18 protein-coding genes and 1 pseudogene are annotated in these 19,850 nt (G+C 61.2%); 11 read left to right on the top strand and 8 right to left on the bottom strand.

What is annotated here, in order from left to right:
- Window positions 1-43 precede the first annotated feature (43 nt).
- From betC to J4D25_RS25540, 3 genes are all read left to right on the top strand, one after another.
- Window positions 44-1,558 (top strand): choline-sulfatase, encoded by a 1,515-nt coding sequence (betC, locus tag J4D25_RS25550; RefSeq protein WP_057712635.1) that lies wholly within the window; start codon window positions 44-46, stop codon window positions 1,556-1,558.
- Between the two features lie 16 nt (window positions 1,559-1,574).
- Window positions 1,575-2,495, top strand: coding sequence for a choline ABC transporter substrate-binding protein (choX, locus tag J4D25_RS25545; RefSeq protein ID WP_057712636.1), 921 nt, complete (start codon window positions 1,575-1,577; stop codon window positions 2,493-2,495).
- A gap of 220 nt (window positions 2,496-2,715) precedes the next feature.
- On the top strand, window positions 2,716-4,284 hold the full coding sequence (locus tag J4D25_RS25540; RefSeq protein WP_057712637.1) for a SulP family inorganic anion transporter: 1,569 nt from the start codon (window positions 2,716-2,718) through the stop codon (window positions 4,282-4,284).
- A gap of 108 nt (window positions 4,285-4,392) precedes the next feature.
- Here J4D25_RS25540 and aroE read toward each other — a convergent pair whose 3' ends face one another.
- Entirely contained in the window at window positions 4,393-5,214 is an 822-nt protein-coding gene (gene aroE / locus J4D25_RS25535) for a shikimate dehydrogenase (protein ID WP_057712638.1), read from the bottom strand.
- 13 nt (window positions 5,215-5,227) lie between these two features.
- Window positions 5,228-6,142 carry an oxygen-dependent coproporphyrinogen oxidase gene (gene hemF / locus J4D25_RS25530; RefSeq protein ID WP_057716534.1) on the bottom strand — a complete coding sequence of 305 codons (915 nt, stop codon included), beginning with the start codon at window positions 6,140-6,142 and terminating at the stop codon, window positions 5,228-5,230.
- 163 nt (window positions 6,143-6,305) lie between these two features.
- On the opposite strand from hemF, the gene J4D25_RS25525 reads away from it, so the two are divergent.
- The gene (locus J4D25_RS25525) at window positions 6,306-7,283 is read left to right on the top strand and encodes an NADPH:quinone reductase (protein WP_057712639.1); all 978 of its coding nucleotides are present in this window, start codon (window positions 6,306-6,308) and stop codon (window positions 7,281-7,283) included.
- Window positions 7,284-7,381: 98 nt separating this feature from the next.
- Here the strand turns inward: J4D25_RS25525 and J4D25_RS25520 are convergent, their stop codons facing one another.
- From J4D25_RS25520 to J4D25_RS25510, 3 genes and pseudogenes are all read right to left on the bottom strand, one after another.
- Window positions 7,382-7,939: an L-threonylcarbamoyladenylate synthase gene (locus J4D25_RS25520; protein ID WP_057712640.1), complete on the bottom strand. Its 558-nt coding sequence runs from the start codon at window positions 7,937-7,939 to the stop codon at window positions 7,382-7,384.
- Between the two features lie 54 nt (window positions 7,940-7,993).
- The gene (gene dprA / locus J4D25_RS25515; protein WP_057712641.1) at window positions 7,994-9,100 is read right to left on the bottom strand and encodes a DNA-processing protein DprA; all 1,107 of its coding nucleotides are present in this window, start codon (window positions 9,098-9,100) and stop codon (window positions 7,994-7,996) included.
- Between the two features lie 81 nt (window positions 9,101-9,181).
- Window positions 9,182-9,928: pseudogene (locus J4D25_RS25510) on the bottom strand (peptidoglycan-binding protein); the annotation flags it as partial.
- Window positions 9,929-10,176: 248 nt separating this feature from the next.
- On the opposite strand from J4D25_RS25510, the gene def reads away from it, so the two are divergent.
- From def to J4D25_RS25485, 5 genes are all read left to right on the top strand, one after another.
- Window positions 10,177-10,683: a peptide deformylase gene (gene def / locus J4D25_RS25505; protein WP_057712643.1), complete on the top strand. Its 507-nt coding sequence runs from the start codon at window positions 10,177-10,179 to the stop codon at window positions 10,681-10,683.
- A gap of 57 nt (window positions 10,684-10,740) precedes the next feature.
- Entirely contained in the window at window positions 10,741-11,700 is a 960-nt protein-coding gene (fmt, locus tag J4D25_RS25500) for a methionyl-tRNA formyltransferase (RefSeq protein ID WP_057712644.1), read from the top strand.
- Window positions 11,697-13,007: a 16S rRNA (cytosine(967)-C(5))-methyltransferase RsmB gene (rsmB, locus tag J4D25_RS25495; RefSeq protein ID WP_057712645.1), complete on the top strand. Its 1,311-nt coding sequence runs from the start codon at window positions 11,697-11,699 to the stop codon at window positions 13,005-13,007. The genes fmt and rsmB overlap by 4 nt, the downstream gene beginning before the upstream one ends.
- Window positions 13,008-13,029: 22 nt before the next feature.
- Window positions 13,030-14,406, top strand: a complete 1,377-nt coding sequence (trkA, locus tag J4D25_RS25490; RefSeq protein ID WP_057712646.1) for a Trk system potassium transporter TrkA — start codon at window positions 13,030-13,032, stop codon at window positions 14,404-14,406.
- A gap of 158 nt (window positions 14,407-14,564) precedes the next feature.
- Window positions 14,565-14,879, top strand: coding sequence for a tetratricopeptide repeat protein (locus J4D25_RS25485; RefSeq protein ID WP_057397334.1), 315 nt, complete (start codon window positions 14,565-14,567; stop codon window positions 14,877-14,879).
- Here the strand turns inward: J4D25_RS25485 and J4D25_RS25480 are convergent, their stop codons facing one another.
- From J4D25_RS25480 to tag, 3 genes are all read right to left on the bottom strand, one after another.
- Window positions 14,880-15,119 (bottom strand): PilZ domain-containing protein, encoded by a 240-nt coding sequence (locus tag J4D25_RS25480; RefSeq protein ID WP_057712647.1) that lies wholly within the window; start codon window positions 15,117-15,119, stop codon window positions 14,880-14,882.
- A gap of 159 nt (window positions 15,120-15,278) precedes the next feature.
- Complete coding sequence (locus tag J4D25_RS25475; protein WP_057712648.1) at window positions 15,279-16,166, bottom strand: lysophospholipid acyltransferase; 888 nt, start codon at window positions 16,164-16,166, stop codon at window positions 15,279-15,281.
- A gap of 40 nt (window positions 16,167-16,206) precedes the next feature.
- Complete coding sequence (gene tag / locus J4D25_RS25470; RefSeq protein ID WP_057712649.1) at window positions 16,207-16,764, bottom strand: DNA-3-methyladenine glycosylase I; 558 nt, start codon at window positions 16,762-16,764, stop codon at window positions 16,207-16,209.
- A gap of 81 nt (window positions 16,765-16,845) precedes the next feature.
- Here tag and glyQ point away from each other — a divergent pair, with 81 nt between their 5' ends.
- Together glyQ and glyS are read left to right on the top strand one after the other, a co-directional pair.
- Complete coding sequence (glyQ, locus tag J4D25_RS25465; RefSeq protein WP_003187265.1) at window positions 16,846-17,799, top strand: glycine--tRNA ligase subunit alpha; 954 nt, start codon at window positions 16,846-16,848, stop codon at window positions 17,797-17,799.
- Window positions 17,796-19,850 (top strand): glycine--tRNA ligase subunit beta, encoded by a 2,055-nt coding sequence (glyS, locus tag J4D25_RS25460; RefSeq protein WP_057712650.1) that lies wholly within the window; start codon window positions 17,796-17,798, stop codon window positions 19,848-19,850. The genes glyQ and glyS overlap by 4 nt, the downstream gene beginning before the upstream one ends.

The raw sequence follows: 19,850 nt of genomic DNA, 5'->3' as shown, positions 1-19,850 counted from the left end.
CAGCACTCTCGCATAAACATCCACTATGGAATGCCGCGATCACATGAAGCGCAAGAACATTCTTTTCATCATGGCCGATCAAATGGCCGCGCCAATGTTGCCGTTCTACGGCCCATCGCCCATCAAATTGCCCAATCTCAGTCGCCTCGCCGCACAAGGCGTGGTGTTTGACTCCGCCTATTGCAACAGCCCATTGTGCGCGCCATCGCGTTTCACACTGGTCAGCGGCCAGTTGCCGAGCAAGATCGGCGCCTACGACAACGCCGCCGATTTCCCCGCTGACGTACCGACCTACGCCCACTACTTGCGCCGCCTCGGCTACCGCACCGCCCTGTCGGGCAAGATGCATTTCTGCGGGCCAGACCAGTTGCACGGCTACGAAGAACGCCTGACCAGTGACATTTACCCGGCCGACTACGGCTGGGCGGTAAACTGGGATGAACCGGACGTGCGCCCGACCTGGTATCACAACATGTCATCGGTGCTGCAAGCCGGCCCGTGCGTACGCACCAATCAACTGGATTTCGACGAAGAGGTGGTGTTCAAGGCCCAGCAGTACCTGTTCGACCATATCCGCGAGGATGGCGACCAGCCGTTCTGCCTGACCGTTTCGATGACTCACCCGCACGATCCGTACACCATTCCCAAGGCTTTCTGGGATTTGTACGACGATGCCGATATCCCGCTGCCTACAACCCCGGACCCGCATGACCTCGATCCGCACTCGCAACGTTTGCTCAAGGTCTACGACCTGTGGGACAAGCCACTGCCTGTGGATAAGATCCGCGATGCCCGTCGCGCCTATTTCGGCGCGTGCAGCTATATCGACAGCAACGTCGGCAAACTCCTGCAAACCCTCGAAGATACCGGGCTGATCGATGACACCATCATCGTGTTTTCCGGTGACCACGGCGACATGCTCGGCGAGCGCGGCCTCTGGTACAAAATGCACTGGTATGAGATGGCCGCACGGGTGCCGCTGTTGGTCAGCGCACCGGGGCAGTTTGGCGCCGGCCGGGTCAGCGCCAGTGTTTCCACAGCGGACCTGTTGCCGACATTCGTCGAACTGGCCGGCGGCTCGCTGGAACCGGGCTTGCCGCTGGACGGCCGCTCGCTGGTCCCGCACCTGCAAGGGCAGGGCGGTCACGATGAAGTGTTCGGTGAATACATGGCCGAAGGCACCGTCAGCCCGTTGATGATGATCCGTCGCGGTGCCTACAAATTCATCTACAGCGAAGACGACCCTTGCCTACTCTTCGACGTACAGAATGACCCTCGCGAACTGGAAGAACTCAGTCATTCGCCGCAACATCGCCAGTTGTTCGACGATTTTCTCGCCGAAGCGCGGGCCAAATGGAACATCCCGGCGATTCACCAGCAGGTGCTCGCAAGCCAGCGGCGCCGACGCTTCGTGGCCGAGGCGCTGACCCTCGGCAAGCTGAAGAGCTGGGATCACCAGCCGCTGGTGGACGCCAGTCAGCAGTACATGCGTAACCACATCGACCTCGACGATCTGGAACGTAAAGCACGTTATCCACAACCCTGCCAAAACCAATAATGTTAAGGGGAAGTCCATGCAAAGGTTATCCACAGTACTGACGGTCGGGCTCCTGGCTCTGGGCAGTGCCTCGGCGTTTGCCGATCAGAGTTGCGAGACGGTGAAGATGGCCGACCCGGGCTGGAGCGACATCGCCGCGACCAACGCCATCACCGGGTTTCTGCTGGACGGCATGGGCTACAAGGCCAAGGTCGACACCCTCGCGGTGCCGATCACCTTTGGCGGGTTGAAGGACGGCCAGGTCGATGTGTTCCTGGGTAACTGGATGCCGGCGCAGCAGGGCTTCTACGACAAATTCGTCGCAAGCGGCGATGTCACGCAACTGGCGAAGAATCTCGACGGCACCGAATTCACCCTCGCTGTCCCGGACTACGTGTGGGACGCGGGTGTGCATAACTTTGCCGACCTGAACAAGTACGCCGACAAGTTCGACCACAAGATCTATGGCATCGGCTCCGGTGCACCGGCGAATATCTCGCTGCAAGAGATCATCAAGAAAAACGATTTCGACATGGGCCAGTGGAAACTGGTCGAGTCCAGCGAGCAGGCGATGCTGGCGGAAGTGTCCCGCGCGGTGAAAAAACAGAAATTCGTGACCTTCCTCGGCTGGACCCCGCACCCGATGAACGTGCAGTTGAAAATGCACTATCTGAAGGGTGGCGAGAAATACTTCGGTGACACCGGCAGCGTGCATACCCTGACCCGAAAAGGTTATGCACAGGCCTGCCCGAACGTCGGCAAACTGCTGACCAACCTGAGTTTCACTCAGGAGATGGAAAACAGCATCATGGCCGAGGTGGTGAACAAGAAGGTCAGCAATACTGACGCGGCCAAGGCGTGGATCAAGGCCAACCCGGCAGTGCTGGATAAATGGCTCGATGGGGTGAAGACAGTGGATGGCAAGGATGCTTTGCCAGCGGTCAAAGCCAAACTCTAAACCAGAGGCGATATGGTCTTTGTGGCGAGGGGGCTTGTCGGACCGCCGCCCCGCCCCGTTCGATTGCGAAGCGATCGTAAAACCATTGAATGCGGTCTACCTGATAAACCACATTCAATGGTTTTGGGACGGCTGCGCCGTCCAACGGGGGCAAGCCCCCTCGCCACAATGATCGCCTTGTCCTGCTACCCTTGCGCAAAATCCCCACCCGAGAGGACCCATGGCCCTTCCCAGCCGCCATTCACTCTTCCCTTTCCTCACCTGGCTACCCCGGCAAACCCGCGCCAGTGTCGGGCGCGACCTGATCGTCGGCCTCAGCGGCGCGATCCTCGCGTTGCCGCAATCCATTGCCTACGCACTGATCGCCGGCCTGCCACCGGAATACGGCCTGTACGCCGCAATCATCCCCGTTCTGATCGCCTGCCTCTGGGGTTCGTCGTGGCATTTGATCTGCGGTCCTACGGCCGCCATCTCCATTGTCCTGTATGCCAGTGTCAGTCCTCTGGCCGTTCCAGCGTCGCAGGACTACGTCATGCTGATCCTGTTGCTGACGTTTCTTGCCGGCATCTTTCAGTGGCTGCTGGGTTTGCTGCGGTTCGGCGCGCTGGTGAATTTCGTCTCGCACTCGGTGGTACTCGGCTTCACCCTGGGTGCTGCTGTGGTGATTGCCATCGGTCAATTGCCTAACCTGCTGGGGCTGGACTTGCCCAGCCAGGCCACCGCGCTGGATAGTTTCATCACGTTGTTGCGCCATCTCGGCGAAATGGACAAACCTTCGCTGGCGCTGGGTCTGGCGACCGTGGTGGTCGGCGTGATCCTCAAACTGCTGCTGCCACGCTGGCCGACGCTCTTGATCACCCTGATTCTCGGCGGCTTGCTGGTTTGGCTCTGGCCATCAATGTTCGGCCATGTGCAACTGGTAAGCGCCTTCACCGGCAAACTGCCGCCCTTCAGCCCGTTGCCCCTGGACCTGGATCTGATCCTGCGCCTGCTGCCCAGCGCGGTGGCGGTCGGTATGCTCGGGCTAGTAACCAGCCTGTCGATCGCCCGCTCGATCTCGGCACGTTCGCAGCAATTACTCGACGCGAATCAGGAAGTCCGCGCCCAGGGCTTGTCGAATATCGTCGGTGCGTTTTTTTCCGGATCGCTGTCGGCCGGCTCCTTCACTCGCTCAGGCCTGAGCTACGAAGCGGGGGCCTGTTCGCCGCTGGCCGGGATTTTTTCGGCATTGTGGGTGGCGCTGTTTGCGATCTTCGGCGCGAGCCTGATCGCGCACATCCCGATTCCAGCCATGGCCGGCAGCATTCTGTTGATCGCCTGGGGACTGGTGGACCATCGCGGCATTCGTGCGTTGTTGCGGGTCAGCCGCGCCGAATTTGTGGTCATGGCGCTGACCTGCGTCGCCACGCTGCTGCTGGAGTTGCAGACGGCGATCTACGCCGGCGTGTTGGCCTCGCTTTTTTTCTACCTCAAACGCACATCGCAACCACGGGTGCAGCATGTGCGAGATGGCGAGGAAGACATTCTGCGGGTGGGGGGCTCGATTTTTTTCGGCGCCAGCCATTACCTGCAAGTACGCCTGCAACGCATGCACGGCGCGCGCGTGGTGATCGAGGCGCAGCAGATCAACTTCATCGACTACTCAGGGGTGGAAATGCTGCACCAGGAAGCCCGGCGGCTACTGCGTCAAGATCGCAGCCTCACCTTGCGCCGGGCTCGACCGCAGGTGGTGGAAGAGTTGAGAAAGCTGGAAGGGGCGGAGAAATGCCCGATCCGGTTTGAGGACTGAAACGCCGCTCTCTGTAGGAGCGAGCTAGCTCGCGAAGGTCGTGAACGATTACGCGCAAAACCAGATGCCCTCAGGTTTTTCGCGAGCAAGCTCGCTCCTACAAGTAGGTTACAAGGCCAATTGCCGGCGGAGTTCAGCCAGCACCGGCGCCGTATCCGGGCGCACGCCGCGCCACAGGAAAAACGCTTCCGCCGCTTGCTCGGCCAGCATGCCCAAGCCATCCATCGACACCGCCGCCCCGTGTTCGCTGGCCCAGCGGCAGAACGAGGTCGGTTCCTTGCCGTACATCATGTCGTAGCACACCGTTTTGCCAGGCTCAATCAAGCTGGGGGCAATAGGCGGCACATCACCGGTCAGGCTCGCCGAGGTCGCGTTGATGATCAAGTCCACCGACTCCTGCAACCAGTCGTAGCCGCTGGCCGAGATCGGCCCCAGATCGCAGAACAGTTCCGCCAGCAGTTCGGCCTTGTCCACCGTGCGATTGGCGATGATCACCGAGGCTGGCTGCTCGGCCAGCAACGGCTCCAAAGCACCGCGCACCGCACCGCCAGCACCGAGCAACAGGATGCGCTTGCCCTTGAGGCTGAACCCGGCGTTGACCGTCAGGTCCCGCACCAGCCCGGCACCGTCGGTGTTGTCGCCCAGCAGACTGCCATCGGCCAGTTTGCTCAGGGTGTTCACCGCTCCGGCCCGTTGCGCCCGCGCCGTCAGGCTGTTCGCCAGCCGATAGGCTTCTTCCTTGAACGGCACCGTCACGTTGGCGCCGCGTCCTTCGAGGAAAAACCTCCGGGCACAGGTGGAAAAGTCGTCGAGTGGCGCCAGCAGCGTGTTGTAATCCAGTTTCTGCCCGGTCTGCTCGGCGAACAGGCGATGGATCAGCGGCGACTTGCTGTGACCAATCGGGTTACCGAATACGACATAACGGTCCATCAGGATTCCTCGTTCAGGCTTCGGCCAACCAATCGCGGTCTTGCAGGAAGTACTCGGTCAGACGCGCTTCTTCACTGCCAGGCTCGGCTTTCCAGTCGTAACCCCAGCGCACTTGCGGCGGCAGCGACATCAAGATCGACTCGGTACGCCCACCCGATTGCAGACCGAACAACGTGCCACGGTCGTAGACCAGGTTGAACTCAACGTAGCGGCCACGGCGGAACTCCTGGAACTCACGCTGCTTGGCGGTGAACGCATCGTTCTTGCGGCGCTGCACGATCGGCAGATAGGCGTCGATGTACGCGTCACCGATAGCACGCATGAAGGCGAAGCTGGTGTCGAAGTCCCACTCGTTCAGGTCGTCGAAAAACAGGCCGCCGATGCCACGCGGCTCGTGACGATGCTTGATGTGGAAGTAGCTGTCGCACCAGGCCTTGTAACGCGGGTAGACGTCCGGACCGAACGGCGCGCAGGCCTGCTCGGCGACGCGGTGCCAGTGGATGCAGTCTTCTTCGTTGCCGTAATACGGGGTCAGGTCGAAGCCGCCACCGAACCACCAGACCGGCTCTTCACCTTCCTTTTCGGCGATGAAAAAACGCACGTTGGCGTGGGAAGTCGGCACATGCGGATTGTGCGGGTGGATGACCAGCGACACGCCGAGGGCTTCGAAGCCGCGGCCGGCCAGCTCCGGTCGATGGGCGCTGGCAGACGGTGGAAGACCACTGCCGAAGACATGGGAAAAGTTGACGCCACCCTTTTCAATCACCGCGCCGTTTTCTATCACACGGGTGCGACCGCCACCGCCCGCCGGCCTGGTCCAGGCGTCTTCGACGAATTGCGTGCCACCGTCTTCGGCTTCCAGGGCGGCGCAAATACGGTCTTGCAGGTCGAGCAGGTAGGCTTTTACGGCCTCGGTGCGGGTCGTCATGTCATCACCTTGAATCGGGCAAAACAACGCGGCGCTCCATTGGAGCTCAGCCTGCGCAAATGGGCGCGTAGCATACCATCGCAAGTCACCCCGCCGCAGTTGACGAAGATCAAGCTTAGGAGTCCGATAGGGAGCTTGGTAAAACGACCTATGGAGAGTTCTGATGGCAAAGCGTATCCAGTTCCGCGCCCATGGCGGCCCCGAAGTGCTCGAATATGTGGATTACCAACCCGCCGAGCCAGGTCCGAAGGAAGTACGCGTGACCAACAAGGCCATCGGCCTCAACTTCATCGATACCTACTACCGCAGCGGTTTGTATCCACCGCCGTCCCTGCCGTCGGGTGTCGGTTCAGAGGGTGCGGGCGTGGTCGAGGCAGTGGGCAGCGACGTGACCCGCTTCAAGATCGGCGATCGCGTGGCCTATGGCAGCGGGCCGCTGGGCGCCTACAGCGATGTTCACGTCTTACCCGAAGCCAATCTGGTGAAACTGCCGGACGCCATCAGCTTCGAACAGGCCGCCGGCGTCATGCTCAAGGGCCTGACCGTGCAATACCTGCTGCGTCAGACTTATGAACTCAAGGGTGGCGAAACCATCCTGTTCCACGCCGCGGCGGGCGGTGTCGGCTCCCTGGCTTGCCAATGGGCCAGGGCCTTGGGCGTGAAGCTGATCGGCACTGTCAGCTCGGCGGAGAAAGCCGCGCTGGCCAAGGCCAACGGCGCCTGGGCGACCATCGATTACAGCCATGAAAATGTCGCGCAACGTGTGCTGGAATTGACCGACGGCAAAAAAGTCCCAGTGGTGTACGACGGCGTTGGCAAGGACACCTGGCTGACTTCACTCGACAGCGTCGCGCCGCGTGGGCTGGTGGTGAGTTTCGGCAATGCGTCCGGCGCGGTCGACGGCGTGAACCTGGGGATCCTGGCGGGGAAAGGCTCGTTGTACGTGACCCGGCCAACCCTGGGCACTTATGCGAACAACGCCGAAAACCTGCAACGCATGGCCGACGAGTTGTTCGAGATGATCATCGGCGGCAAGCTGACCGTGGACATCAGCCAGCGTTATCCACTGGCTGACGCGGCGAAGGCGCAGACCGAGTTGTCGGCGCGGCGCACGACGGGCTCGGTTGTTTTGTTGCCCTGACTGACACCATCGCGAGCAAGCTCGCTCCCACAAGGTTTCTGTGTCGAATACAAATCCCCTGTGGGAGCGAGCTTGCTCGCGATGGGCGCACCAGGGTATCAGTCCGGGCGCACAACCCTGCCGGTCGCCAGATCGCGAATCACGCTCGGGTTCTTGCGTCCGCCCAGGTTTCCGCCCAGCACCAGATCCACCTGGCCACGGAAATACTGTTCGACGCGAATTCGCGTACGTGCCGCCGGGCGCCCCTGCGGATTGGCCGACGTCGACACCAGCGGCCCGACCAGCGCGCACAAATCCCGCACCAGCGGGTGATCGCTGACCCGCAGCGCCACGGTTTCATGCACGCCGGTAATCCACTCCGGCAGCAGGTTCTGGTGCGGCACCAGCCAGGTGTTCGGACCCGGCCAGGTACTGGCCATGCGGTCCATCCACAACTCGGGGAAGTCTTCGAAGAGGAAATCGAACTGACGGATGTTGTCGGCGACCAGAATCAGCCCCTTTTCCACAGAGCGGCCCTTGATCAGCAGCAGACGTTCCACCGCATCGATGTCCCACGGGTCGCAACCCAGGCCCCAGACTGCTTCGGTTGGGTAGGCAATCACCGCCCCGGCGCGAATTGCTTGCGCGGCTTGTTGCACACGCCAACTGTTGACCATGAAAAACACTCCAGACTAAGGCTCTGCGCAGTTTACCGATCTTGTTTATAAAACCTAGCTCACCCGTGCAAACCAGCGCCCGTTTTCGCACACGGCGCGGCCATCCATTTCCAGTTCCGTCAACGCCGCCAGCACTTTCGGCAAGGCCCAGCCGCTTGCGTCGGCCAGCGCTTCACTGGTGTGAGGCGCGACATGCAGCAGTTTCAGCAGTGGGTGAGTCGTCGCAGGGGTGCAGGTTTCTGTGGATAACGACAGTCGTTGCCAACCGCGCAAGGCTTCGAGGATATGTTCGATGGTTTCCACCAGCACCGCACCGTCCCGAATCAACTGATGACAGCCGCGGGCGCCGGGGTGATGGATCGACCCGGGCATCGCAAACACCTCGCGCCCCTGTTCCGCCGCCAGCCTCGCGGTGATCAGTGAACCGCTGGCGACACTGGCTTCGACCACCAGCACTCCAAGGGACAAACCACTGATAATGCGATTGCGCCGTGGGAAGTTGCTGGCGCTGGGACCTGCATCCAGCGGAAACTCCGAAAGTACTGCGCTGCCCGAAGCGATCATGGCGTCCGCCAGGCGTCTATTTCGCTGTGGATAAAACTTCTCGAGCCCCGTGCCGAGCACACCGACCGTTTGCCCGCCAACGTCGAGCGCGGCCTGGTGCGCGGCGGCGTCAATGCCCAGGGCCAGGCCGCTGGTAATGACAAAACCGGCACCCGCCAGGCTGCGGGAAAACGCGGCAGCGGTGTCCATTCCTGGCCGGGAAGCGCGACGGCTGCCGACCATCGCCAGTTGTGGTTTTTCCAGAATGCCCGGATCGCCCGCGACAAATAACAGCGGTGGTGCATCGCTGATTTGTGCCAGCAGTGCCGGGTAGTCCGGTTGGTCCCACATCAGTAAATGCTGGGCCGGGCGCTCCAGCCAGGCCAATGCATGACTGGCGCCGTCACGGATCTCAGTGCTACGCCTAGCCTCGGAACAGGCCAGTGGCAAACCCAGCGCGCGCCAGGCACTGGCTGGCGCACTGATGGCTTTGGATGCCGAGCCGAAGGCTTCGAGCAATTTCTTGAAACGCGCAGGGCCGAGTTCCGGCAAACGGTGCAGACGTAAACGAGCTTCCAGTTCCGCGGGGGAAACCGGTGTAACGGCAGACAGCGACATGGATCATCCTTGATCGTTATGAGCACCCGTACAAACGGGAATAAGCTGTGGATAACTCTGTTGGTAACTTGTGAAGCACTTTTACGGATTTCGTACCTTGTCCATCACCGACAGCGAGCGCGAGGCGCTGAGCACCAGCCCGTAACTGAGCTTGTCGTAGGTACGGAAAACCATCAGCAAACCGGCGCGCTCATCGGGAATTTTCAATGGCTGGCCAGTGATCCGGTCCCTTACGGTTTCACCGGTTTTCATTACCGCCAGCAGATTGCCTTCGGCCAGACCGTCGCGCTGACCCTTGTTCAGCGTTACCACGTCCAACTCGCCAATCTGCGTGACCCCACGCGGCACATCGATGATCAAACCATTGATTTCGTGGCTCGGTGCGCTGGGCGTGAAGGTGGAGTTGATCGCGCGCTCTTCACCGCTGAACAAGCGATCGCCGAGGCGGACCTCCTGAGTCGTGCGTAGCAACTCCAGGGTGGCAACGTCACCTTCGATGGCCACGACATCGCCGCCGCCGATATCGTCGGCGTTGATCCCCAGAATTTCCTTGCTCTGCGGATCGGTGTAGACCTTGCCTTGGCGGAAGATACCGTACGCCGGTTGTGCCGGATCGAAATGGCCACGGGCAAAGATGCGGTCACCCGCGCCGCTGAGCACCCGTTCGGAATCACCAGCGACGATGTAAGGCGCCTTGTCGAATTCCTCGGCCTTGTCGACGATGCGGTTGCTCAGCAGAAAGCTGTTGATCGATTTCAGAGCAATGCCGGGGATCGCCTCGGTCACCGGGCTGCTGCGAACCTGAGGCGACAGCTTTATGGTGGGAATCTCTTCCCGAAGCTGCCCTTGCCCGTACGCCCAACCTGCCGAAGCCAGGAGCAGCAGGGCGAGTAGTGATTTCCTCATGCGGTGAATCCCTTTATTATGTGCATTCGCGTGAAACGCCAAAGCCGTCAGTGGCTCGCTCCCTACTTGCTTGTCAACAAAAGGGAGCTACGTTTTACAACGGTAGCCTGCATCTTCGGACCGCCAGGCCATCGACCCGACCTTACTTCACACGTGCACTTATCAAGCTTATGGCCATTTTAAACATCCTCGAATTCCCTGATCCGCGTCTGCGCACTATCGCCAAGCCAGTGGCCGTAGTGGACGACGAAGTGCGTCAGTTGGTCGACGACATGTTTGAAACAATGTATGAAGCGCCTGGCATCGGCCTCGCCGCTACCCAGGTCAACGTGCACAAACGTATCGTCGTGATGGACCTCTCCGAAGACCGCACCGAACCGCGAGTGTTCATCAACCCCGAGTTCGAACCCCTGACCGACGAGATGGAGCAATACCAGGAAGGCTGCCTTTCGGTACCCGGCTTCTATGAAAACGTCGATCGCCCGCAAAGGGTCAAGGTCAAGGCGCTGGACCGCGATGGCCAACCCTACGAACTGATCGCCGAAGGCCTGCTCGCGGTGTGCATCCAGCATGAATGCGACCACCTCAACGGCAAATTGTTCGTCGATTATCTGTCGACGCTCAAACGCGACCGCATCAAGAAGAAACTGGAAAAGCTTCATCGCCAGAACGCCTGATGCCCATCTTCAAAGGCTTGCTGCGGCAAGCCTTTTTCTTTTCAAGAGACGTCACCCATGACTGAGCCACTGCGCATCGTCTTTGCCGGCACCCCGGAATTCGCCGCCGAACATCTCAAGGCCCTGCTCGACAACCCTTACGAGATCGTTGCGGTCTACACCCAACCGGATCGTCCGGCCGGTCGCGGGCAAAAACTGATGCCGAGCCCGGTCAAGCAGCTTGCTCTGGAGAACAATATCCCGGTGCTGCAACCGCCCACTCTGCGCAACGAAGATGCTCAGGCTGAACTGGCCGCACTGAAGCCGGACTTGATGGTGGTGGTCGCCTACGGCCTGATCCTGCCGCAAGTGGTGCTGGATATTCCGCGCCTGGGTTGCATCAACAGCCACGCCTCGCTGCTGCCTCGCTGGCGGGGCGCGGCGCCGATCCAGCGCGCCGTGGAGGCGGGCGACGCCGAAAGTGGCGTGACCGTGATGCGCATGGAAGCCGGCCTCGACACCGGGCCGATGCTGCTCAAGGTCACCACGCCGATCAGCGCCGAAGATACCGGCGGCAGCCTGCACGATCGCCTGGCCGAAATGGGCCCGCCGGCTGTAGTCCAGGCGATTGCCGGCCTCGCCGCCGGAACCCTGGAGGGCGAAGTGCAGGACGACAGCCTCGCTACCTATGCGCACAAATTGAACAAGGACGAAGCACGCATCGACTGGAGTCGCCCGGCGGTTGAGCTGGAGCGTCTGGTCCGTGCCTTCAACCCGTGGCCCATTACCCACAGCACCTTGAATGGCGAAGCCCTGAAAGTGCTGGCCGCAAACGTCGCCGAAGGCAAAGGCGCCCCGGGTGAAATCCTCGGCGCCAGCAAGGACGGTCTTATCGTCGCGTGCGGCGAGCATGCCTTGTGCCTGACCCGCCTGCAATTGCCCGGCGGCAAGGCGCTGAACTTCAGCGATCTGTTCAACAGCCGTCGCGAGAAATTCGCCACCGGCACTGTCCTCGGTCAAGTGGCGGACGCTCAATGAATCCGCGTCTGGCCGCCGCCAAGGCACTCGCTGCCGTCCTGAACGGAAAAGCCTCGCTCAACAGTTCGCTGCCTACGCAGTTGGACAAGGTCGAGGACCGTGATCGCGGCTTTACCCAGGACCTGGCGTTCGGCACCGCGCGCTGGCAGCCACGTTTGTCGGCGTTGGCGGCCAAGCTGCTGCAGAAGCCGTTCAAGGCTGCCGACGCCGATGTCGAGGCGCTGTTGCTGGTCGGTCTCTATCAGTTGCTCTACACCCGTGTCCCGGCCCATGCCGCCATTGGTGAAACCGTCGGTTGCGCCGACAAGCTGAAAAAACCCTGGGCCAAGGCGCTGCTCAACGCTGTGCTGCGTAATGCTCAGCGCGAAAGCGAAACGATTTTCGCCGAGTTGGAACGTGATCCGGTGGTGCGCACCGCTCACCCACGCTGGCTGCAGAAATCTTTGAAAGCGTTCTGGCCAGATCAATGGGAAGCCATTTGCGCGGCGAACAATGCGCATCCGCCTATGATCCTGCGGGTCAACCGTCGCCATCACACCCGTGATGCCTACCTCGGTTTGCTGACTGACGCGGGAATTGCCGCCACGCCGTGTGTCTACAGCCGCGACGGCATCGTGCTCGACGCCGCCGCCGATGTGCGCAGCCTGCCGGGTTTCGCCGAGGGCTGGATCAGCGTGCAGGACGAAGCCGCGCAACTGGCTGCCGATCTGCTCGACCTCGCGCCGGGCCAACGGGTGCTCGACGCTTGCTGTGCACCAGGTGGCAAGACCTGCCACATCCTCGAAGCCGAGCCAAAACTGGCCGGCGTCGTGGCGGTAGACCTGGAAGCCAAGCGGCTGGTGCGGGTGCGGGAAAACCTCGAACGCCTGAAACTGAGCGCCGAACTGATTGCCGCCGACGGCCGCGACACTCAGGCGTGGTGGGACGGCAAGCCGTTCCAGCGCATCCTGCTGGACGCGCCATGTTCGGCCACCGGCGTGATTCGTCGTCACCCGGATATCAAACTGACCCGCCAACCCGACGACATCGTCGCTCTGGCACTGCTGCAGGGCGAGTTGCTTGATGCCATGTGGAAAACCCTGGAGGTCGGCGGCATCCTGCTGTACGCCACCTGTTCCACGCTGCCGACCGAGAACACCGAGGTCATCGAAGCCTTCCTCGCCCGCACGCCGGGTGCCCGGGAACTGGACCTCACCACGGCGGCCGGCATCAAGCAGCCCCATGGTCGCCAGTTGCTGGCCCAGGAAGGTGGCCACGATGGCTTCTACTACGCCAAGCTGATCAAGATCGCCGCCGCGCGCGGTTAAATGGATTCAATGGAGTGACTGGATGAAAATCATCATCCTCGGTGCAGGGCAAGTCGGCGGTTCGCTGGCGGAACACCTGGCCAGCGAAGCCAACGATATTACTGTGGTCGACACCGATGGCGAACGCCTGCGCGACCTTGGTGACCGCCTGGACATCCGCACGGTACAAGGTCGTGGCTCGTTCCCGACCGTGTTGCGCCAGGCCGGAGCCGATGACGCCGACATGCTGGTCGCGGTGACCAACAGCGACGAAACCAACATGGTCGCCTGTCAGGTCGCCCATACCCTGTTCCACACCCCGACCAAGATCGCCCGGGTTCGCGAAGCCGCGTACCTGACCCGCGAAGAGCAGTTGTTCCAGAACGAAGCGATTCCGGTGGACGTGCTGATCAGCCCGGAACAAGTGGTCACCAACTACATCAAGCGCCTGATCCAGCACCCCGGTGCCTTGCAGGTGATCGACTTCGCCGAAGGCAAGGCGCAATTGGTGGCGGTGCGGGCGTACTACGGCGGGCCGCTGGTGGGCCAGCAACTGCGGCAGTTGCGTGAACACATGCCGAACGTGGAAACCCGCGTTGCGGCGATTTTCCGTCGTGACCGGCCGATCCTGCCCCAGGGCGACACGGTGATCGAGGCCGACGACGAAGTATTTTTTATCGCCGCCAAGGCGAACATTCGTGCGGTGATGAGCGAAATGCGCCGTCTCGACGAAACCTATAAACGCATCGTCATCGCCGGTGGCGGGCAGATTGGCGAGCGTCTGGCCGAGGCCATCGAAAGCCGTTATCAGGTGAAAATCATCGAGATGAACCCTGTACGCTGCCGTCATCTCTCCGACACACTGGACAGCACGGTGGTGTTGCAGGGCAGCGCTTCGGACCGCGACCTGCTGATGGAAGAGAACATCGCCGACGCTGACCTTTTCCTGGCCCTGACCAACGACGACGAAGCCAATATCATGTCGTCGCTGCTGGCCAAGCGCCTGGGCGCGAAGAAGGTGATGTCCATCATCAACAACCCGGCTTATGTCGATCTGATCCAGGGCGGCGACATCGACATCGCCATCAGCCCGCAACTGGCGACCATCGGCACATTGCTGGCCCACGTGCGCCGGGGCGACATCGTCAGCGTGCACTCACTGCGCCGGGGTGCGGCGGAAGCCATCGAGGCAATTGCCCATGGTGATGCGAAATCGAGCAAGGTGATCGGCAAGGCCATCGAGAACATTGGCCTGCCGCCAGGCACCACCATCGGTGCGATTATCCGCGACGAAGAAGTGATCATCGCCCACGACGACACCGTGATCGAAGCGGGCGACCATGTGATTCTGTTCCTTGTGGATAAAAAGCATATTCGCGATGTAGAGAAGTTGTTCCATGTGGGGCTGAGCTTCTTCTGATACGGGGCCTGCCTTTAGTAGGAGCGGGCCCTGCTCGCGATGGTCGTCAACGATAATGCTGGAAACCAGACACCCCGCGTCGCTGTCAGGTTCATCGCGAGCAAGCTCGCCCCTACAGTAAATCAACCCATGACATGCCTCAGGCAAGGAATCCACCCATGATCGAATCCCTGGAAAAAATGCTCGCCAAGGGTGTGGATAACGCTTTGCTGCGCTTCGGCCTGGGCAAGGGTTATCTGGATCTGGGGGAGAACGCCAAGGCTGCGGAGCATTTTCAGCGCTGCGTCGAATTCGATCCGAAGTATTCGGCGGCGTGGAAACTACTGGGCAAGGCCCATCTGGCGCTGGCGGACTTTGCGGCCGCGCGGCAGGCCTGGGAGCAAGGCCTGGAAGCTGCTCGCGGCCATGGCGACAAGCAGGCAGAGAAGGAAATGACGGTGTTCCTGAAGAAGCTCGAGCGTCAGGCCCATTGATCAGAGATAGCGCAAACCGATGCCCTCGGCGTCCACCTGCACCACTTCCATGCGCACGCGAGGCGCGCCTGTGGGTAAGTCCTGCACCTGTCCGTAAACCACCGCCCCCCGGGGCAGCGCCGACAGTTTCGGATGCTTGACGTAGACGCCGGTGGTCGACAGGTTGCGCGTCTGGCCCAGGCAATCGCCGATGCTTTCGTGACTGATCTTGATGCGAAATGATTTGCGGTGTTCGGACATCTTTTTGCGCCCTGATGAACGGTTGTGGATACGTGCAGGAGCGAGCTTGCTGCGATGGATGCCAGGGTGCCGCGTTCAACCTGGCAGCCCACATCATCGTTAACGTCCATCGCGAGCAAGCTCGCTCCTACAGGTTATCCACAGAGTGTGCCAAGTAAGTCAATACCAACGCTCTTCACCCGGTGGGCGCTTCTTGAAGCGCTTCATGCTCCACATGTACTGGCTCGGGTACGCCCGCACATAGCGCTCGACCACTTGGCTCATGGCCGCACAGGACTCTGCCGTATCGGTGCTGTACATGGCCTCTGGCGCGGCTTCAAGGATCACTTTGTAGCCCGAACCGTCCGGCAGGCGCAGGGCGTGCAGGAACACGCCGACCGCTTTGCCGCCGGCCAGCATGTTCGGTACGAACTTGCTGGTCAGTGCCTGAGTGGCGAAGAACGGCACGAAGATCCCGGCGGATTCGGACGGTTCCGGGTCAGCGGGAATGCCCACTGCACCACCTTTGCGCACTTCCTTGATGACACTGAGGATGCCTTCCTTGGTGGAAGCCGCGACCTTGTTACCCAACTGCACCCGCTGCTTTTGCAGCAATTCATCCACTGCCTTCAATTTCGGCGGACGGTAGAAAATGATCGGTTTGCACTGGCTGCAATAGAAGTGATTGAGCACTTCCCAGTTGCCCAGGTGGCTGGTGATGCCGACCACGCCTTTGCCGGAGGCAAGGGCGTCCTTCAATACGTCGAGGCCTTCGACTTCGCGCACCAGGTCGATGGAGCGCTGGGCCGGCCAGATCCAGGCGCAGGCACTCTCGGTCAGGGACTTGCCGATGTCTTTCAGGCTCTGGCCCACCAGGCGTTCACGCTCGGCGGGGTCCATGTCCGGAAAGCACTTGGACAGATTGATCCGTACCACGTCGCGGGAACGGTTCGGGGTTTTCCACATAACCCAGCCAATCGCCGAGCCCACGGCCTGCACGGCCCACCACGGAAGCAGGGCAAACAGCCGCAGAGCGCCTACCAGCAAGGCGCCTTTAAACTTATCCACAGGTCACTCCTGATCTTGTGCTGTGCGCGAGGCGGCCATTCTAACCGCCGTTCGCCAGCTGCGCGTAGCGGTCGCAATCGCGGGTGTGATCCATGACCATGCCCGAGGCCTGCATCAGCGCGTAGCAGATGGTCGGCCCGACGAACGTGAAACCGGCCTTTTTCAAGCCTTTGCTCATTTCCACGGCAGTCGGCGTCACGGCCGGGACTTCGCTGCGATCCTTGAAATGATTGATCACAGGCGTGCCGCCGACGAATGACCACAGAAACGCCACCGGATCCTCCAGCGCCAGCCAGGCCTGGGCATTGCGCCGGGCCGCGTTGAGCTTGAGTCGGTTGCGGATGATGCCGGGATCGAGCATCAGCTCGTCGATTTCGGCATCGCTCATCTGCGCCACGCGCTGCACGTCGAAGCCGAACAAAACTTCGCGATAACGCTCGCGCTTGCGCAGCACGGTGATCCAGGAGAGCCCGGCCTGGAACCCTTCGAGCAAAAGCAACTCGAACAATCCCTGCGCATCCCGTAGCGGCGTGCCCCACTCCTGATCGTGATAAGCCATGTACAGCGGATCTTCGGAACACCAAAAGCAGCGTGGCATAAGGCTCCAGGGGGCGTGCGCAGCAATGAATCGGGTATACTCCCGCTCTTTAAATCGCAGCCCAAGAAACAGGTGAATTTCGTGAGCCAGCCTACGCCAGCCGTGCGTACCTTCCAAGACTTGATCCTCGCCCTCCAGCAATACTGGGCCGAGCAAGGTTGTGTGGTACTTCAGCCCTACGATATGGAAGTAGGCGCCGGCACTTTCCACACCGCAACATTCCTGCGCGCCATCGGCCCGGAAACCTGGAACGCCGCCTACGTGCAGCCAAGCCGCCGTCCGACTGACGGCCGTTACGGTGAAAACCCGAACCGTCTGCAGCACTACTACCAGTTCCAGGTGGTCCTGAAGCCGAACCCGGACAACTTCCAGGAACTGTACCTGGGCTCTCTCAAGCACGTTGGCCTGGACCCGCTGGTCCACGACATTCGCTTCGTCGAAGACAACTGGGAATCGCCGACCCTCGGCGCCTGGGGTCTGGGCTGGGAAGTCTGGCTCAACGGCATGGAAGTGACCCAGTTCACCTACTTCCAGCAAGCGGGCGGCATCGAGTGCTACCCGGTGACCGGCGAGATCACCTACGGCCTCGAACGTCTGGCCATGTACCTGCAAGGCGTGGACTCGGTCTACGACCTGGTGTGGGCTGACGGTCCGTTCGGCAAAGTGACCTACGGCGACGTGTTCCACCAGAATGAAGTGGAGCAGTCCACTTACAACTTCGAACACGCCAATGTCGACAAGCTGTTCGAACTGTTCGATTTCTACGAAAGCGAAGCCAAGCGCCTGATCGAACTCGACCAGCCGCTGCCGTTGCCGAGCTACGAAATGGTGTTGAAGGCTTCCCACACCTTCAACCTGCTGGATGCGCGCCGGGCGATCTCGGTGACCGCGCGTCAGCAATACATCCTGCGTGTACGCACCCTGGCGCGTTCCGTTGCGCAAGCCTACCTGCTGGCTCGCGCCAAGCTGGGCTTCCCGATGGCGACCCCGGACCTGCGTGATGAAGTACTGGCCAAGCTGGAGGCTGCACAATGAGTGCTCTGGATTTTCTGGTTGAACTGGGCACTGAAGAACTGCCACCCAAAGCCCTGAACACACTGGCCGAGGCGTTCCTCGCCGGTATCGACAAGGGCCTGCAAGCTGCCGGCCTGAACTACGAGAGCAAAACCGTTTATGCCGCTCCGCGCCGCCTGGCCGTGCTGATCACCGCACTGGCCACCCAGCAGCCGGATCGCAGCATCAACCTCGACGGCCCGCCGCGTCAGGCCGCGTTCGATGCTGAAGGCAACCCGACCCAGGCAGCATTGGGCTTCGCCAAGAAGTGCGGCGTCGAGCTGAGCGAAATCGATCAGAGCGGCCCGAAACTGCGCTACAGCCAGAGCATCGCCGGCAAGGCGACTGCGAGCCTGCTGCCGACCATCGTCGAAGATTCGCTGAACGACCTGCCGATCCCGAAACGCATGCGTTGGGGCGCGCGCAAGGAAGAATTCGTTCGTCCGACCCAATGGCTGGTGATGCTGCTCGGTGACCAGGTCATCGACTGCACCATCCTCGCCCAGAAGGCCGGCCGTGACTCCCGTGGCCACCGCTTCCATCACCCGGAAAACGTGCGCATCGGTTCGCCGTCCAGCTACCTGGCCGACCTGCGTGCCGCCTACGTTTTGGCCGACGCCAACGAGCGTCGCGAGATCATCAGCAAGCGCACCGAAGAGCTGGCCACCCGCCAGGAAGGCACGGCAATCGTTCCTCCAGCGCTGCTCGATGAAGTGACCGCGCTGGTCGAATGGCCGGTGCCGCTGGTGTGCTCGTTCGAGGAGCGCTTCCTCGACGTGCCGCAGGAAGCCCTGATCACCACCATGCAGGACAACCAGAAGTACTTCTGCCTGCTGGACGCCGACGGCAAGTTGCTGCCACGTTTCATTACCGTGGCCAACATCGAGAGCAAGGACCCACAGCAGATCATCGCCGGTAACGAGAAAGTGGTTCGCCCACGCCTGACCGACGCCGAGTTCTTCTTCAAGCAAGACAAGAAGCAAAAGCTCGAAGACTTCAACCTGCGTCTGCAAAACGTGGTGTTCCAGGAAAAACTCGGCAGCGTCTACGACAAGGCCGAACGCGTATCCAGGCTGGCCGCGTTCATTGCTCCACACATTGGTGGTAACGCTCAATGGGCGGCGCGTGCCGGCCTGCTGTCCAAGTGTGATCTGGCGACCGAGATGGTCGGTGAGTTCCCGGAGATGCAAGGTGTCGCCGGTTACTACTACGCCCTCAACGATGGCGAGCCGGAAGATGTCGCGCTGGCGCTGAATGAGCAATACATGCCGCGCGGTGCCGGCGCTGAACTGCCGACCACCCTGACCGGTGCGGCCGTGGCGATCGCCGACAAGCTCGACACCCTGGTCGGGATCTTCGGTGTCGGCATGCTGCCCACCGGTAGCAAAGACCCGTATGCTCTGCGCCGTGCCGCGCTCGGCGTGCTGCGGATCCTGATCGACAAGAAGCTCGACCTCGACCTGACCGACGCCGTGGCCTTCGCCGTCAACTCGTTCGGCAGCAAGGTCAAGGCTGCCGGCCTGGCTGATTCGGTGCTGGAGTTCATCTTCGACCGTCTGCGTGCCCGTTACGAAGACGAAGGCGTGGATGTTGCCACCTACCTGTCGGTACGTGCCCTGAAACCGGGTTCGGCCCTGGATTTCGATCAGCGCGTACAAGCGGTGGAAGCGTTCCGCAAATTGCCGGAAGCCGCTGCACTGGCCGCGGTGAACAAGCGCGTATCGAACCTGCTGAGCAAACTCGAAGGCAGCATGCCGACCACCGTCGAAGCCAAGTACTTCGACAACGCCGCCGAGTTCTCCCTGTACTCGGCGATCCAGCAAGCGGATCAAGCGGTGCAGCCAATGGCTGCGACCCGTCAGTACAGCGAATCGCTGGCACGTCTGGCCGCCTTGCGCGAACCGGTGGATGCGTTCTTCGAAGCCGTGATGGTCAACGCGGAGGACGCAAAAGTCCGCGCCAACCGTTATGCATTGCTGGCGCGTCTGCGTGGGTTGTTCCTCGGCGTTGCCGACATTTCGCTGCTGGGTTGA

Source organism: Pseudomonas sp. GW456-L13, from assembly GCF_017350115.1.
In the GTDB taxonomy this organism is placed as follows: Bacteria; Pseudomonadota; Gammaproteobacteria; order Pseudomonadales; family Pseudomonadaceae; genus Aquipseudomonas; species Aquipseudomonas jessenii.
This window is presented reverse-complemented; position numbering and strand designations above follow the sequence as displayed.

Coding starts and splice junctions, on each gene's coding strand:
- aroE (WP_057712638.1), bottom strand. CDS start 5,214: ATGGACCGTTATGTCGTATTCGGTAACCCGATTGGTCACAGCAAGTCG.
- def (WP_057712643.1), top strand. CDS start 10,177: ATGGCCATTTTAAACATCCTCGAATTCCCTGATCCGCGTCTGCGCACT.
- J4D25_RS25480 (WP_057712647.1), bottom strand. CDS start 15,119: ATGTCCGAACACCGCAAATCATTTCGCATCAAGATCAGTCACGAAAGC.
- betC (WP_057712635.1), top strand. CDS start 44: ATGAAGCGCAAGAACATTCTTTTCATCATGGCCGATCAAATGGCCGCG.
- J4D25_RS25525 (WP_057712639.1), top strand. CDS start 6,306: ATGGCAAAGCGTATCCAGTTCCGCGCCCATGGCGGCCCCGAAGTGCTC.
- glyS (WP_057712650.1), top strand. CDS start 17,796: ATGAGTGCTCTGGATTTTCTGGTTGAACTGGGCACTGAAGAACTGCCA.
- dprA (WP_057712641.1), bottom strand. CDS start 9,100: ATGTCGCTGTCTGCCGTTACACCGGTTTCCCCCGCGGAACTGGAAGCT.
- tag (WP_057712649.1), bottom strand. CDS start 16,764: ATGCCACGCTGCTTTTGGTGTTCCGAAGATCCGCTGTACATGGCTTAT.
- choX (WP_057712636.1), top strand. CDS start 1,575: ATGCAAAGGTTATCCACAGTACTGACGGTCGGGCTCCTGGCTCTGGGC.
- rsmB (WP_057712645.1), top strand. CDS start 11,697: ATGAATCCGCGTCTGGCCGCCGCCAAGGCACTCGCTGCCGTCCTGAAC.
- fmt (WP_057712644.1), top strand. CDS start 10,741: ATGACTGAGCCACTGCGCATCGTCTTTGCCGGCACCCCGGAATTCGCC.
- J4D25_RS25485 (WP_057397334.1), top strand. CDS start 14,565: ATGATCGAATCCCTGGAAAAAATGCTCGCCAAGGGTGTGGATAACGCT.
- trkA (WP_057712646.1), top strand. CDS start 13,030: ATGAAAATCATCATCCTCGGTGCAGGGCAAGTCGGCGGTTCGCTGGCG.
- hemF (WP_057716534.1), bottom strand. CDS start 6,142: ATGACGACCCGCACCGAGGCCGTAAAAGCCTACCTGCTCGACCTGCAA.
- J4D25_RS25520 (WP_057712640.1), bottom strand. CDS start 7,939: ATGGTCAACAGTTGGCGTGTGCAACAAGCCGCGCAAGCAATTCGCGCC.
- J4D25_RS25540 (WP_057712637.1), top strand. CDS start 2,716: ATGGCCCTTCCCAGCCGCCATTCACTCTTCCCTTTCCTCACCTGGCTA.